Source organism: Nocardioides sp. Z24_21 (assembly GCF_058134345.1).
Genome location: NZ_JBYTTH010000002.1, coordinates 358,912 through 373,147, shown reverse-complemented (window position 1 = coordinate 373,147; position 14,236 = coordinate 358,912). Strand labels below are relative to the sequence as shown.

Below are 14,236 nucleotides of genomic sequence, written 5' to 3'. Positions count from 1 at the left end.
ACGTATGACCGTCATCACACAGAGTCAAGAAACTCGTCCACCATTCTGGACGATCTGGACCACTTGTCCACGTACGTGGACGACCGGGCCTCGTGGGGCTCGGGCAGGCGGCGGGCGGGCGGCGCCCGCCCCTCGGAACGACGGTTGTGCCCCCCGTTCCGAGTTCCATATGCTGACATCTGTTCACATTCCCGACCCGCCTGTCCGTCGTCCTGCCCTCGCAGGCGTCCCGATCGAAGGAACCCTCATGCCCAACATCACCGTCGAGCTGCTGCGCGGCCGCACCGTCGAGCAGCGCCGCGCCTTCGCCGAGGCCGTCGCCGACAGCGCGGTGGAGATCCTCGGCGCACGCCGCCAGGACGTCCGCATGGTCTTCAGCGAGATCACCCCCGACACCGTCGCCAACGGCGGCGTGCTGGCGAGCGAGGACCAGTCGCGAGCCGGGGTGGTGGCCGCCCTCGACGACAGGGGCTGAGCCGCACCCGGCCTCCCGCTCGAGGACGCCCACGACGCGACGAGGGGCCCCGCCGGATCACTCCGGCGGGGCCCCTCGCTGCGCGGTGTCGGCGCGGGTCAGCGCACGACCCGGATCCGCTGCCGGTCCCTGCTCCACTCGGTGGCGGCGTCACCGCTGTAGGTGACCGCCACCATGTGCCGCCCGACGTTGAGGTTGCGCCGGATCCTCACGACGTAGCGCCCCTCGTCGTCGAGCCGGCCCACCGCCACCCGGCGACCGTCGATGCGCACCTTCACGGTGCCGGTCGGCGGCCCGGCCTCGCCCAGCACCGAGCCGACCTGCACGACGACGCGGAAGTCCTGCTTCCACCTCAGCCGCGTGGGCCGCACCTTCACGAGCGTCCGCGACGCCACCGTGGTGGTCGGCGCCGCCTCCACCAGCACGGTGACCTCTCCCGTGGACGCACGGTGCTTCGCGTCGCCGCCGTAGTGCAGCGTCAGGGCGTGCTGCCCCACCGGGAGGGAGCGCTGCGGCAGCAGCACCATGGCCTGCCCACCCGTGACGGCGCCCGTCGCGAGCACGTGGCCGCCGCGCCGCACCTCGACCAGGCCGGTGGCCGACTGCGGGGAGAGGGTGAGCGACACCGCACCGCTCGCGCCGTAGGTCACCGGCAGCGCCGCCCCCGCGAGGGCCGTGGTGGTCAGCCCGTCGTCGGGCAGGCCCGGTTCGCCGCCGGTCGCAGGCGACACCGTGACGACCACCGTGGCAGGCGCCGACAGGTCCTCGCCGTCGCTGGCCCGGTAGGTGAAGAGGTCGGTGCCGGAGAACCCGGCTCGGGGGGTGTAGACGAGCGAGCCGTCCTCGGCGAGCTCGAGTGTGCCGTGGGCGGGCGGCGTCGCGTCGACGGCCGTCAGCTCCTGCCCGTCCGCGTCGGAGTCGTTGCCCAGCACGCCCGGTGCCGCCAGCACCAACGGCGCACCCTCCACCGCGTCGAACGCGTCGGGCTCCGCGACCGGGGCCGCGTTGACCCTGATGGTCACCGTCGTCGGCTCCGAGCCGGCGACGCCGTCGCTGGCCCGGTAGGTGAAGGTGTCGGTGCCGGCGAACCCGTCGCTCGGGGTGTAGGCGAACGAGCCGTCCCCGGCCAGGTCGACCGTTCCGTGGGCCGGCTGGGTGAGCCCGGTCGCGGTGACGTCGTTCCAGTCGGGATCGGTGTCGTTGCCCAGGACGCCGGGCGCGTCCACGGTGAGGACCTGGTCGGCCCCGGTGGAGTAGGAGTCCGCCACCGCGACCGGCGCCGCGTTGGGCGGCTCGGCGGCGTGGAGGGTGGCGACCTCCTCGGCGCTCAGCTCGTACCCGTAGAGGCGGAAGTCGTCGACCGTCCCGCCCGGACGGGGGTCGTTCCAGCTGGTGTTGCCGATGAAGTTGGCCGTCGTCCCGCCCTCGCCCACGTCACCGATGTCGACGGGGATGTTGTGGCGGGTGGCCGCGTCGACGAGCACGCCGTCGAGGTAGATCCGGCCAGTGGTGCCTCCGCCCGTGGGCGACGGGCCGAGGGTCACCACGACGTGGGTCCACTCGCCGAGCGGCAGGTCGGAGTCGCCGGGCAGCATGATGCGGTACTGCTCGCCGTCGTCGACGCGCAGCGTGGCCGCGAAGCCCCGGTCACCGTTGATGACCGACGACTGCAGGAGGAAGAACTCCTGGGTGCTCTTGCCGAGCTGGACGTGCGTGGTCCAGCTGGGCAGGGTGGTCGGCTTGATCCACGTCGAGACGGTGATCTCCTCGTCCATGCCCGCGGTGATGTCGTCGGGGAGCTCGACGTGGCTCGAGCCGGTCACCGGTCCGGCGGGGCCGCCGGGCAGGGAGACGCCGTCGTCGTACCTGCCCTCGGCCCACGTGGTCGCTCCGACCAGCGTCGCCGGGCCCACGGTGGTGTCGGTGCCGTAGTTGGCCGCCGTCGACCCGCTGCCCTCGTTGAAGGTGTAGTGGATCGGGGCGTCGGGGTCGTCGACCGGCCGCCGCACGACGTGCGTCGTCGTGGCACGGGAGTCGCGCCAGCCCGCGTCGCCGGCGAACCGGACCTGCACCTGGTGGGAGCCGCGGGCCAGGGCCAGCGCGGGGAACGCCACCGCACCCTCCGACACCTCGACGGGGTCGCCGACGAGCGCTCCGTCGACCCACAGCGAGGCCTGCCCCTCGGCCGCGTCGTCGTTCTCGTCGCTCACCGTCGCCGAGACCGTGACCGGCTCGTCGACGACGGAGGGCGAGGCGGGGTCGACCGTCAGGGCGACCTCGGTGCGCAGCGCGGTGCCCTCGGCGTGGATCGCGCTCACCTCGTCGGCGCTCAGCGCCGCCTCGTAGAGCCGCACGTCGTCCATCAGCCCGTCGAACGACGGGTCGTCGACGTAGCCGTTGCGCCCCAGCCAGTTGTTGGTCGTGGGCCCGACGTCGCCCATGTCGATCGTCAGGTCGTTGCTGCTCGCGACCACCTCGCCGTCGAGGTAGAGCGTCCCGCTCGCGCCGGAGCGGGTGAAGACGACGTGGTTCCACCGGCCCGCCACGACGTCGACCTCGTCGGGCGCCTGGACGCGCTCCTGCAGGTTCGAGCCCTTCGCCTTGAAGGTCGCTGCGATGCCGCGGTCGCCGTTCTCGGTGCGCATCTGGATCTGGAAGAAGCTGCCGGCGTTGCCGAGCCCGTCACCGATGTGGAACAGGTTGATCCAGTTGCCCATGGTGTCGGGGCGCACCCAGAACGAGGTGGTGAAGTCGCTGGCCCCCTGCAGGAGGTTGTCGGGCAGGTCGGCGGTGTTGGCGTTGGGACCGCCCGGCAGGTCGAGCGCCCCGCCGTGCACGCCGTCGGGCGCCCACCCGGTGGCGCCGACCAGCGTGGCCGCCCCCACGGACGCATCGGTGCCGGTGTTGGCCGCGGTGCCGCCTGCCTGCTCCTCGAACTCGTAGTGCATCGGCACCTCGGACGTGCTGGCGTCGGGCGCCACGCCGTCCTTGATCTCGATGCCACGGAAGTCGACCGCGTGGGACGCGCCCCGGTTCTCCAGCCCGATGAACCCGTTGGCGGCCAGGGGCTGCGCGCTGGCGTAGGTGTTGACCAGGGTGCCGTTGAGGAAGACGCGGACCTGCGAGCCGGTGAGCTGCACGAGGTAGGAGTTCCACTCGCCAGCCGGACGCTCCGCGGCTGCGACGGCGTCCTGGTCCGGGGCCTGCGCCGTGCCGCCCGTCGGCACGATCGCACCGGTGTCGGTGCCGATGGGGATCCTGACGCCGCCGACCGGGTCGGCGCCGGTCCGGCTCGTGGAGGCGAGGTAGACGCTCGACTCGTCGTCCGCGCCGTCGCGTCGCCAGTCGAGCCTGAGCGTGTAGGGCGCGGACTGCTGGGTGGTGAACCACTCCGCGCCACGACCGCGGATGGTGCGGATCGTGCAGTCGGTCTGGCGCCCGAAGCCGCCGGAGCCGGCCTTGCGCCAGCCGTCGAACGACGCGAAGGTGCCATCGAAGAGCGCGCGGTAGCCGGGACGGACGGGGGTCCCCGCGCAGGGGTCAGGAGTGGTGCCGCCGACCTGGATGGCGTCGAAGTTGAGCCGGCAGAAGTCCACCGACCGGTCGCACTCCAGCGCCAGCGTGTTGGCACCCGCGTCGAGGGTCACCTCGGTCGACACGAAGTCCCAGGCCTCCCAGTCCTGGAGGCTGGTCATCGGGAACGCGAGCTGCTGACGGGTGCCGTTGGTGCGCAGCCCCATCGAGCGCGTGACGTTCTCGGCGGCGCTGAGCGGCCCGGCGGCGTAGCGCACGTGGACGGGGTAGACGCCCGCCTCGGGCACGGTCACCGTCATCGTGGAGGCCATCCCGCTCTCGCGGAACGTGTAGGACCCCTCGCCCGAGAAGTTGCCGTGGTCGCCGGAGTTGTAGGCGGGGCCGCCGCTGATCACGCCGTCCTCGACCTCTACCCAGGCGGCGACGTCGTCACCGGGCGCGGCAGCCGCCGCGGCGGGCGAGGCGGTGACGCTGCCGAGGCCGGCCACCAGGCCCAGCGCGGCGAGGGCGGCGGTCGCCGGGCGGCGGATGGCCCGGAGCGGGTCGGGGCGGGCAGACCTGCAGAGAAGCTTCATCACGGATCCCTCGGGTTGGGCTCGGCGCGAGGGCAGGCGTGCCAGGGAGGCAGGGGGGGTGCCGGCGCTCGACGTGTGGGCTGACCGTATGACCGTGGTCACACAGAGTCAAGAAGTCGATCCAGACTGGTGAACCAGAAGGACTCCCTGTCCACGTATGTGCACCACCGTCTAGACCGAGGGTGCGCCGCCGGCCGCCCGGGGGCCGAGCTCGAGCAGCGACCTCACGACGCGGGCCTCGCGGGACCGGTCGAGGCGAGCGAGCGGCACGGCCACGCTGACGGCGTGGACCGGGGCGCCGGCCGGCACCCGTGCCCCGACCGCCACGGCGAAGCACCGGATGCCCGGACACACCTCCTGGCTCTCCACCGCGTAGCCGCGGACGGACGCCTGCTCGATCGCGGCCAGCACGACCGCGCGGTCGGTGCGGGTGTGCTGGGTCATCCTGGTGATCACCCCCGGCACCAGTGCCTCGCGCACCGCCGCGGGCCGGGTGGCCAGGACCGCCCGGCCGAGCGACGTGGACCAGGCCGGCATCCGCCGCCCGACGGCCGAGGCCATCGGCACCGGGCGGGCCGACTCGCGCTTGTCGAGGAAGACCACGTGGGAGCCGTGCAGCCGGCCGAGGTGCACCGTCTCCCCGGTCGCGGCCGCCAGCCGGTCGAGGATCGGCGCGGCGCGGGCGATCACGGGGTCGTCCTCGACGTGGGCCGCGCTCACCGCCATCGAGCCGAACCCGAGGCGATAGGCGCCCCGGGCGTGGTCGAGCTCGAGCCAGCCGCGCTCGGTCATCGTCCTCAGCACCGCGTGCATGCTGCTCTTGGGGATGCCCATCCGCAGCGACAGCTCCGCCCGGGTGGCCGGGCCGTGCGCCGCGATGTCCTCGAGCAGGTCGAGGACGCGGGCGGCGGACTTGACGGGAACACCGCCCGTCACGCCGGGCCGGTCGTCGTTGCTGGTCATCGCGGCACCGATCACCCGTCGCCGACGCTGAAGGCGAACGTCTGCACGGGGTTGTCGAACTCGCTCACCCGCAACGACACCTGCACCCGCCAGGTGCCCGGCGCCGGCAGCACCACGTCGCCGGCGTACTCCCCCGGTGCGATCGACTCGAGGGCGATCTCACCGAGATCGATGTCGTCGGACTCGACGCGGATCCTTGGTGCGTCGAAGCCCTCGAAGGGCTCGCCTGCGGCGTCGCGCGTCGACACCGACACGGTGTTGGCCCCTGTGGCGAGCGGGTCGAGGGTGACCTCGACCTCGTGCTCGCCGAGCATGCCGGTCTGCACGCCCGGCTCCGCGGCCCCGGCGGAGTCGGCGCCTCGATCGGCCTCCGGGTTGCGGTCGACCAGCATCCCGGTCACCAGCAGCAGCACGACGAGGAGGACGGCCTCGGCCGCGGCGGCCCGGACCACGAGGCGGGCGCCGGAGCCCAGGTCGTCCGACGGACCCGCGGCGCGCACCCGCGGCAGCACGGCGTACCTGTTCCACCCGGCGATGGCGACCACGAGCAGGGCCACGCCGATCTTGATCGCCAGCAGTCGGCCGTAGCCGGTGTCGAACAGCGCGGTGAGCGACCCCATGATCCGCCAAGCCAGCACCGTGCCGGAGACGACGAGGACGGCCAGCACGCCTGCGGCGACCGTCGAGAACCTGGCGAGCACGTCGGCCGCGACCGGGCCACGCCCGGCGAGCACGGGCAGCACCAGCACCAGGGCGACCAGCCCGCCGAGCCACACGCTGCCGGCGAGCAGGTGCAGCATGTCGACGCCCACCACGAGCGCCTCGGGCGAGGCCGCCCGGGTGTGCCCGGTCAGTGCCGGCGCGCAGGCGGCCACGACGGCGGCCGCCAGCGCGAACCGCCCGCGCGTGCGACCGGGCCCGGCGGTGCCCACCATCAGGGTCGCGAGCAGCACGCCCAGCGCCACGCAGGCCGCGACCACGTACTCGGTGCTCGCCATCGTCGACCACGCCGCGGACTGCATCAGCGAGTCGGCGCCGCCGCCGGACTGGTAGAGGGCGGTGAGCGGGAGCCCGACCAGCCACGCCACCGCCGTGAGCGGCGCGGCGACGCGCAGCACCCGGACCAGTCGTCGGCGTGCCCGCGTGTCGTCGTCGGCGGCAGGCAGCACCGCCGCGACGAACCACGCCAGCCCGACGCACAACAGCAGGCCGACGTAGCCGAGCCACCGCGCGGCCGTGAGGGTCCACGGCACGTCGTCGGTGGGGGTGGCGGCGGCGGCCGGTGGCACCTGCACCGTCTCGCTCGCCGCGCCGATCGAGAAGCTCAGCGACCCGCTGACGGGGTGGCCGTCCTCGGAGATGACCCGCCAGACCACCACGTAGGTGCCGTCGCCGACCTCCTGGTCGAGGCCGACCGTGAGCACCTTGCCCTTGACGGCCGAGGACGAGGGCACCACGCCGCCGACGGCGTCGAAGACCTGGACCCCGTCGGCGACCCCGGCGACCGCCTCGGTGAACGTGAACGCCATCTGCTCGGGGGCGGCGTCGAGCACGGCCCCCTCGGCGGGGTCGGTGCTCACCAGGTCGGCGTGGGCGCTCGCGGGAGCGCCCGTGCCGACCGTGAGGGCGACGACGAGCCCGGTGAGGAGCACGGCGACGAGCCGCACGAGCCGCCGCGCCACCGGCGCGCGATCGCGGCTCACGTCCGACCGCGGTGGAGCAGGAGGCTGGCCGCGCACCGGTGCGTGCGGGTCAGGTGGTGTCTCATCGCCTCACATCCTCGGGGATCGGCTGTCAGCGGGTCCGGCGTTTGCACCACTCAGCGGCGCACGCGGGCGCTGCCACCGCCGGCGAGTGCCCGGACCTCCTCGCGGGTGGCCATGGAGGTGTCACCCGGAGTCGTCATCGCCAGGGCGCCGTGCGCGGCGCCGAGCTCGAGGCACGTCTGGAGGTCCTCGCCCTCGAGGAGCCCGTAGACGAGGCCGGAGGCGAACCCGTCACCGCCTCCCACGCGGTCGAAGATCGCGAGGTGGTCGCGTGCCGTCGACTGCAGGACGCCCGTCTCGGGGGACCAGGCGATGGCCTGCCAGTCGTTGTCGCTGGCGCTGTGGACCCCGCGCATGGTCGTCGCGATGACCTTCAACCACGGCATCTTCTCCGCGACGGTCGCGACCATCGCGGCGAAGCTGTCCATCGGCAGCTCACGCAGGTGCTCGTCGACGTGCTCGACCTCGAAGCCGAGGGCGGCGGTGAAGTCCTCCTCGTTGCCGATCATCACGTCGACGTGGGAGGCGAGCCGGGTGTTGACGTCGCGGGCGAGGTCGGGGCCGCCGATCCCCGCCCACAGGCTGGGCCGGTAGTTGAGGTCGAACGACACGACGGTGCCGTGGCGCTGGGCGGCGGCCATCGCCTCCTCGGCGACCGCTGCCGCGTTCTCCGACAGGGCCGCGAAGATGCCGCCGGTGTGCAGCCAGCGCACGCCGCGGCGCCCGAAGAGGTCGTCCCAGTCGACGGTGCCCGGCGCCATCTGCGCGATCGCCGTGTGCGCCCGGTCGGAGACGCCCACCGCGCCGCGCACGCCGAAGCCGCGCTCGGTGAAGTTGAGCCCGTTGCGCACCGTGCGCCCGATGCCGTCGTAGGGCTCCCACCGGATGAGCGAGGTGTCGACCCCGCCCTGCATGACGAGGTTCTCCACGAGGTGCCCGATCTCGTTGTCGGCCAGGGCGGTGACCACCCCGGCGCGCAGGCCGAAGACCTTGCGCATGCCGCGAGCCACGTTGTACTCGCCGCCGCCCTCCCAGACCTCGAACCGGCGGGCGGTGCGGATGCGGCCCTCGCCGGGGTCGAGGCGCAACATCACCTCGCCGAGCGCGACGATGTCGAGCTCGCACTCGGCTTCCGGACGGGTCTCGATCATGCGTGCGCTCCCTGGGAGTCGTGGTGGGACAGGCGGGACGTGGCGGCGCAGCGCGCCGCGACCTCCGCCCATTGGCCGGAGGCCAGCAGGTCGGGGGCCACCATCCAGCTGCCTCCGACTGCGGCGACCGCGCCGTGGGCCAGGTAGGCCGGCGCGCTCGCCTCGGTGATGCCGCCGGTGGGCACGAAGCGCACCTGCGGGAAGGCGGCCGCGAGCGCCTTGACGGCGGGGAGCCCGCCGTTGGCCTCGGCGGGGAAGAACTTCACGGTGTCGAGACCGAGGTCGAGCGCGCGCATGATCTCGGACGCGGTGCTCACCCCCGGGACGACGGGCAGGCCGAGCTCCTGGCACCGGCGCACGACGCCGTCGCTGAGGCCGGGCGAGACGACGAAGCCCGCGCCGGCCTCGTGGGCGAGGTCGACCTGGGCGGGGGTGAGCACCGTGCCGGCACCCACCACGAGGTCGTCGCGCGCCGCCAGGCGGCGCAGCACCGCGGCCGCGCCGGGCGTGCGGAACGTCGCCTCGGCGACGGGCAGGCCCCCGCTCACCAGCGCGTCACCGAGGGCGTCGGCCCGGTCGGGATCGTCGAGGACCACGACGGGCACGACGCGGTGCCCCCGCAGGACCTCCATGAGGTCCCGCGGGGTGTCGCCAGCGGTCATCGGAGCTCGGCGATGACGGTCTTGAGCTCGGTGTAGTCGTCGAGCCCGAACGACCCGAGCTCGCGGCCCCAGCCCGACTGCTTGTAGCCACCGCGGGGCAGCGTCACGTCGTCGGCGTGCCAGGTGTTGAGCCACACGGTGCCGGCGCGCAGCCGGCCGCCGACGCGGTGGGCGGTGCCGAGGTCACGCGACCAGACGCCCGCGGCCAGGCCGTAGACGGTGTTGTTGGCGGCGGCCACGACCTCGTCCTCGGTGTCGAACGGGATGGCGGTGATGACCGGGCCGAAGATCTCGTCGGTCTGCACGGCCATCTGCTCGGTCACGTCGGTGATGAGCGTCGGGGAGAAGAAGTAGCCGCGCTCCCTCGCCGGGTCAGGGCTGCCGGCGGTGAGGGTGGCGCCGTCCTCGACGGCGCCACGGACGTAGCCCATGACCTTCTCGTGCTGCTCCTGCGAGACCAGCGGGCCCATCGTGGTCGCCGGGTCGAACGCGTCGCCGACGGTGATGGCGCGGGCGGCCGCCGCGACGCCCGCGATGACCTCGTCGAAGACGTCGCGCTGGACGTAGAGGCGCGAGCCGTTGACGCAGCACTGGCCCTCGTTGAAGTAGCCGGCGAGCGCGGCACCCGCGACGGCGGCGTCGAGGTCGGCGTCGTTGAAGATGATGTTGGGGGCCTTGCCGCCGAGCTCGAGGGAGACCTTCTTGAGGTTGCCCGAGGCGGACGCCGCGATCTTCTTGCCGACCTCGGTGCTGCCGGTGAAGGCGACCTTGTCGACGCCGGCGTGCGCCACCAGGGCCGCGCCCGCGTCGCCGAAGCCGGGCAGGATGTTGACGACACCGGCGGGCAGGCCGGCCTCGAGCAGCAGCTCGCCGAGGCGCAGGGCGGTCAGCGGGGTCTGCTCGGCGGGCTTGAGGACCACGGTGTTGCCGGCGGTGATCGAGGGGATGATCTTGAAGGCGGCCATCGTCAGCGGGAAGTTCCACGGCACGATGCCCGCGACGACGCCGATCGGCTCGCGACGCGTGTAGGCGTGGAAGTCCCGGCCGGGCACCGACATCGGGATCGTGGTGCCCTCCATCTTCGTGGCCCACCCGGCGAAGTAGCGGAACAGCTCGGCCGCGACCCCGACGTCGCCGCGCGCGGAGGCGAGGCTCTTGCCGTTGTCGAGCGACTCGAGCTGCGCGAACTCCTCGGCGTGCTCGTCGATCAGGTCGCCGATGCGCCACAGCAGGTGCGAGCGGTCGCGGGGGGAGAACCGCGACCAGGGGGAGCCGTGCTCGAAGGCGGTGCGGGCCGCGACGACCGCGCGGTCGGCGTCCACCGCGGAGGCCTGTGCGACCTTGACGAGGACGTCCTCGGTGGCGGGGTTGACGGTGTCGAAGGTCTGCCCGTCCTTGGCGTCGACGAGCTCGCCGTCGATCAGGAGCTTCTTCGGGGAGGAGAGGAACGACTGGACGGCGGGGAGGAGCGAGGTGGTGTCGGACATGGTGGCCTTCCGAGGGTCGGAGCGGAGGTGGGACGTACGTCGGGAGTCGGGGTCGGGACTACTTGATGATCAGCACCTTCGAGCGGTCGAGGGTCAGGGCGACGGCGGCGACGATGATCGCGCCGTAGAGGATCTGCTCCCACGCGGACGGGACGCCCACGATGGGCAGCCCGACGCGGAGCAGCGTGATGACGAGGGCGCCGACGAGCGAGCGCCACAGGCTGCCGTGACCACCCGTGATGGCGGTGCCCCCCACGACGATCGCGGCGACGGCCGGCAGCAGCAGGTTGTCGGCCATGGTCGGGCTGCCGCTGAAGTTGCGCGACACGAGCATCACGGCGGCCAGGCCCGCGCACGCGCCCGAGACGATGAACGCGCCGACCTTGACGAGGTCGACCGGCGTGCCGGCCAGGCGGGCCGCCGACTCGGAGTAGCCGGTCGCCGTCACCCAGCTCTGCAGGGGCGTCAGCCTGAGGACCAGGGCGATGGCGGCCACCACGACGACGGCCACGAAGAACGACATCGGCACGATCCCGGCGACGTACATCGTGATCCACTTCGTCGCCTCGCGGTCGACGATCCGGATCGGCCCGGCGTCGGAGATCACGAGGGCGACCGCCGAGAAGATGCTCAGCCCGCCCAGGGTGACGATGAACGACGGGATGCGCAGCACGACGTGGGCGATGCCCTGCACCGCCCCCAGGGCGCCGGCCGCCGCGATGACCGCCGGCACGGTGAGACCGCCGAGGTCGGGCAGCCACATCGCGAAGAACACCGTCGACAGCGAGCACAGGGCCGCGATCGACAGGTCGATGCCCCCGCAGAGGACCACCAGGGTGGCGCCCGCGGCGAGGACGACGAGCGGGGCCGACGTGCGGACGACCGCGATCAGGCTCCGCTGGGTGAAGAAGTCGGGGTCGGCGATGGTGAGCGCAGCCAGCAGTGCCAGGAGCGCGATGAGCGGCATGAACGACGTCAGCCGCTGGCCGACGGTGGGCCCGCCGTGGACCACGGGCTGCTCGGCCGCCGGGGTGGCGAGCACGGGGGTCGTCACTCAGACCATCTCCTTGACCAGGTCGAGGGGGGTCGGCTTGGCGCCCGAGGGACAGGCGACCTCCTTGGTGGCGCGACCGTCGTTCATCACGATGATCCGGTCGGACATGCCGATCGCCTCCTCGAGGCTGTCGGCGAGCAGGACGGTGGCGACGCCACTGTTGGCGAGCTCGCGCATCAGCCGGTAGACCTCCGAGCGGGCCCCGATGTCGAGGCCGCGGGTCGGGTGGTCGAGGAGGAGCAGGCGGATGTCGCCGGCGACGAGCCAGCGGGCCAGCACCACCTTCTGCTGGTTGCCGCCGGAGAGCCGCTGGATCGCGGTGCCGCGGTGGGGCGTGCGGATGGAGAGCCGCTCGATCCAGCTGTCGACGAGGGAGGCCTGCTTGCGGGGCGCCACGAGGGGACCGGTGCAGCGGGCCTTCTGCTTGGTGAGGGTCATGTTGTCGGCGACCGACATCGGGCCGACCATGCCCTCGATCTTGCGCTCCGCCGGCACGTAGCCGATGCCGGCGGCGCAGGCCGCCCGGGTGCCGGTGAGCTCCAGCTTCTCGCCGTCGAGGGTGACGTCGCCCGCGGTGGTCGGCTCGGCACCGAAGAGCGCACGGCAGACGTCCTCGCGCCCCGAGCCGTGCACGCCGACGATGCCCACGATCTCGCCGGCGTGGACGTCGAGGTCGACGTCACGGAACGTGGCGCCCGAGAGGTGGCGCACGCTGAGCCGCGGGCGGCGCTCCTCGTCGGCGCGGCGGGCGGCGGTGTCGTGGTAGTGGTCCTCGGAGCCGGTCGACCCGATCATCATCCGGTGCAGGTCGCCGGGGGCGGCGCCCTCGGTGGGCACCTCCCCCACCGACTGGCCGCCGCGCAGCACAGCCACCCGGTCGCACACGTCGAGCACCTCGTCGAGGCGGTGGGAGACGAAGACGACGGACGCGAACTCGCGCAGCCGGCGCACCTGGGCGAAGAGGGTCTCGATCTCCTTCGACTCCAGCACCGAGGTCGGCTCGTCGAGGATGATCACCGGCGCGTGCTGGGAGCGCTCCTCGATGCGCAGCACCTTGGCGATCTCCACCATCTGGCGCTCGGCGAAGGTGAGCGTGTCGGTGCGGGCCAGGGGGTCGATGTGGGAGCCGATCTTGTCGAGCTGCTCCTGCGCGAGGCGGCGCATCGTGTCCCAGCGGTAGAGGCCACGGCGCACGCCGGGGCCCTCGCTGCCGAGCACGATGTTCTCGGCCGCGGTGAGGTTGGGCACCAGCGACTGCTCCTGGAACACCATGCCGATGCCGTGGCCGGCGGCCTCCACGACGCTGCGCAGGCGGACCTTCTCGCCGCGCACCCAGATCTCGCCGGCGTCCGGGCGGACGAGACCGACGAGTGCCTTGAGCAAGGTCGACTTGCCGGCGCCGTTCTCGCCGGCCAGGCCGAGCACCTCGTGCTCGCGCACGACCAGGTCGACGCCGTCGAGCGCCTTCACGCCGGGGTAGTGCTTGACCAGCCCGCGCACCTCGAGCGCGTGGACGGGGGCTGCTGCCGGCACCTCGGGCGCCTGCTGGACATCGGTGGTCACTTCGTCACCTGGTTCCTTCGACGTTGGGGGAGGACGGCCGCGGCGACCGCGGCGACGACGATGAGGCCCTGCACACCGCCCTGCCAGTAGGGGCTGACGCCCACCTGGACCAGGCCGTTGGTGAGCACGGTGACGAGCAGGACGCCGACGGTGGAGTGGAGGATCCCGCCACGTCCACCGGTGAGCAGGGTGCCGCCGACGACCGCCGCGGTGATCGCCGCGAAGTCGTAGCCGCGTCCGGCCTGGACGAGCCCGGCGCCGAGCTGGCTGGTGACCATCACCCCGGCGAGCCCGTAGAACGAGCCGGCGAGGGTGAATGCGGCCACCTTGTAGGGAGCGACCTTCACCCCCGAGAGGGCGAGCACCTCCTCGGCGCCACCGATCGCGAACGCGTAGCGTCCGAGCCGGGAGTAGCGCTGGACGAGGTAGCCGAGCAGCACGCAGCCGGCCGCGATCCAGGTGAGGTAGGAGAAGCCGAGCAGGCGGTCGACCGCCCAGGACTCCAGCATCGTGTCGGAGATGTTGGGCTGCACGCCGGCGAACATCAGCGTGGCGATGCCCAGCCCGACGGCGGAGACGCCCAGCGTCGTCATGAACGACGGCACCTTGAGCAGCACCAGCGCCAGCCCGCTCACGCAGCCCAGTGCGGCGCCGACCAGCACGGCCACCAGCACCCCGAGCAGGCCGAGGTCGTTGTCGTTGCGGTTGTTGGCGACGAGCAGGGCGACGGCGATCGCCGAGGCACCCATGACGCCGGGAGCGGAGAGGTCGATCGACCCCATCATCAGCACGAACGTGATCCCGCAGGCCACGACGGCCAGCACGGCCGCCGTGTCCATGATGTTCTGGACGTTGCCCAGTGTGCGGAAGTCGGAGCCGAGGGCTGCGAAGACACCGAAGATCACGAGGAGCGCGATCGGGGGACCGGCGTCCCGCAACGACACCCCCCGCCGAGGCTGGGGGCGCGTCGCGACGACCTCGACGTCCTCGGCGGGGGATGTCATGG

Annotated in this window: 10 protein-coding genes; 1 reads left to right on the top strand and 9 read right to left on the bottom strand. The window is 72.9% G+C overall.

All coding sequences use genetic code 11. The annotated features are described in order from the left end of the window. Window positions 1-247 precede the first annotated feature (247 nt). Window positions 248-475, top strand: a complete 228-nt coding sequence (locus tag AC3X7Z_RS08180) for a tautomerase family protein (protein ID WP_186340022.1) — start codon at window positions 248-250, stop codon at window positions 473-475. 98 nt (window positions 476-573) lie between these two features. Here AC3X7Z_RS08180 and AC3X7Z_RS08175 read toward each other — a convergent pair whose 3' ends face one another. The 9 genes from AC3X7Z_RS08175 to AC3X7Z_RS08135 all read right to left on the bottom strand — a co-directional run bounded on the left by AC3X7Z_RS08175 (window position 574) and on the right by AC3X7Z_RS08135 (window position 14,234). Next, window positions 574-4,584 (bottom strand): LamG-like jellyroll fold domain-containing protein, encoded by a 4,011-nt coding sequence (locus AC3X7Z_RS08175; RefSeq protein ID WP_489975608.1) that lies wholly within the window; start codon window positions 4,582-4,584, stop codon window positions 574-576. 171 nt (window positions 4,585-4,755) lie between these two features. Then, on the bottom strand, window positions 4,756-5,547 hold the full coding sequence (locus AC3X7Z_RS08170) for an IclR family transcriptional regulator (protein WP_489975607.1): 792 nt from the start codon (window positions 5,545-5,547) through the stop codon (window positions 4,756-4,758). A gap of 11 nt (window positions 5,548-5,558) precedes the next feature. Then, window positions 5,559-7,250 (bottom strand): copper resistance protein CopC, encoded by a 1,692-nt coding sequence (locus AC3X7Z_RS08165; protein ID WP_489975606.1) that lies wholly within the window; start codon window positions 7,248-7,250, stop codon window positions 5,559-5,561. A gap of 116 nt (window positions 7,251-7,366) precedes the next feature. Further along, window positions 7,367-8,464 carry a sugar kinase gene (locus tag AC3X7Z_RS08160; protein WP_489975605.1) on the bottom strand — a complete coding sequence of 366 codons (1,098 nt, stop codon included), beginning with the start codon at window positions 8,462-8,464 and terminating at the stop codon, window positions 7,367-7,369. Then, window positions 8,461-9,126 (bottom strand): bifunctional 4-hydroxy-2-oxoglutarate aldolase/2-dehydro-3-deoxy-phosphogluconate aldolase, encoded by a 666-nt coding sequence (gene eda / locus AC3X7Z_RS08155; protein ID WP_489975604.1) that lies wholly within the window; start codon window positions 9,124-9,126, stop codon window positions 8,461-8,463. The genes AC3X7Z_RS08160 and eda overlap by 4 nt, the downstream gene beginning before the upstream one ends. Beyond that, window positions 9,123-10,613 carry an aldehyde dehydrogenase family protein gene (locus AC3X7Z_RS08150; RefSeq protein ID WP_489975603.1) on the bottom strand — a complete coding sequence of 497 codons (1,491 nt, stop codon included), beginning with the start codon at window positions 10,611-10,613 and terminating at the stop codon, window positions 9,123-9,125. Before AC3X7Z_RS08150 ends, eda begins: the two co-directional genes overlap by 4 nt. 58 nt (window positions 10,614-10,671) lie before the next feature. Next, the gene (locus tag AC3X7Z_RS08145) at window positions 10,672-11,667 is read right to left on the bottom strand and encodes an ABC transporter permease (protein WP_186340018.1); all 996 of its coding nucleotides are present in this window, start codon (window positions 11,665-11,667) and stop codon (window positions 10,672-10,674) included. Continuing rightward, entirely contained in the window at window positions 11,668-13,230 is a 1,563-nt protein-coding gene (locus tag AC3X7Z_RS08140) for a sugar ABC transporter ATP-binding protein (RefSeq protein WP_489975602.1), read from the bottom strand. Further along, a complete protein-coding gene (locus AC3X7Z_RS08135; protein ID WP_489976005.1) occupies window positions 13,227-14,234 on the bottom strand; it encodes an ABC transporter permease in 1,008 nt (335 codons plus the stop codon). The genes AC3X7Z_RS08140 and AC3X7Z_RS08135 overlap by 4 nt, the downstream gene beginning before the upstream one ends. Window positions 14,235-14,236: the final 2 nt, after the last annotated feature.

Coding starts and splice junctions, on each gene's coding strand:
- AC3X7Z_RS08180 (WP_186340022.1), top strand. CDS start 248: ATGCCCAACATCACCGTCGAGCTGCTGCGCGGCCGCACCGTCGAGCAG.
- AC3X7Z_RS08175 (WP_489975608.1), bottom strand. CDS start 4,584: ATGAAGCTTCTCTGCAGGTCTGCCCGCCCCGACCCGCTCCGGGCCATC.
- AC3X7Z_RS08170 (WP_489975607.1), bottom strand. CDS start 5,547: ATGACCAGCAACGACGACCGGCCCGGCGTGACGGGCGGTGTTCCCGTC.
- AC3X7Z_RS08160 (WP_489975605.1), bottom strand. CDS start 8,464: ATGATCGAGACCCGTCCGGAAGCCGAGTGCGAGCTCGACATCGTCGCG.
- eda (WP_489975604.1), bottom strand. CDS start 9,126: ATGACCGCTGGCGACACCCCGCGGGACCTCATGGAGGTCCTGCGGGGG.
- AC3X7Z_RS08150 (WP_489975603.1), bottom strand. CDS start 10,613: ATGTCCGACACCACCTCGCTCCTCCCCGCCGTCCAGTCGTTCCTCTCC.
- AC3X7Z_RS08135 (WP_489976005.1), bottom strand. CDS start 14,234: ATGACATCCCCCGCCGAGGACGTCGAGGTCGTCGCGACGCGCCCCCAG.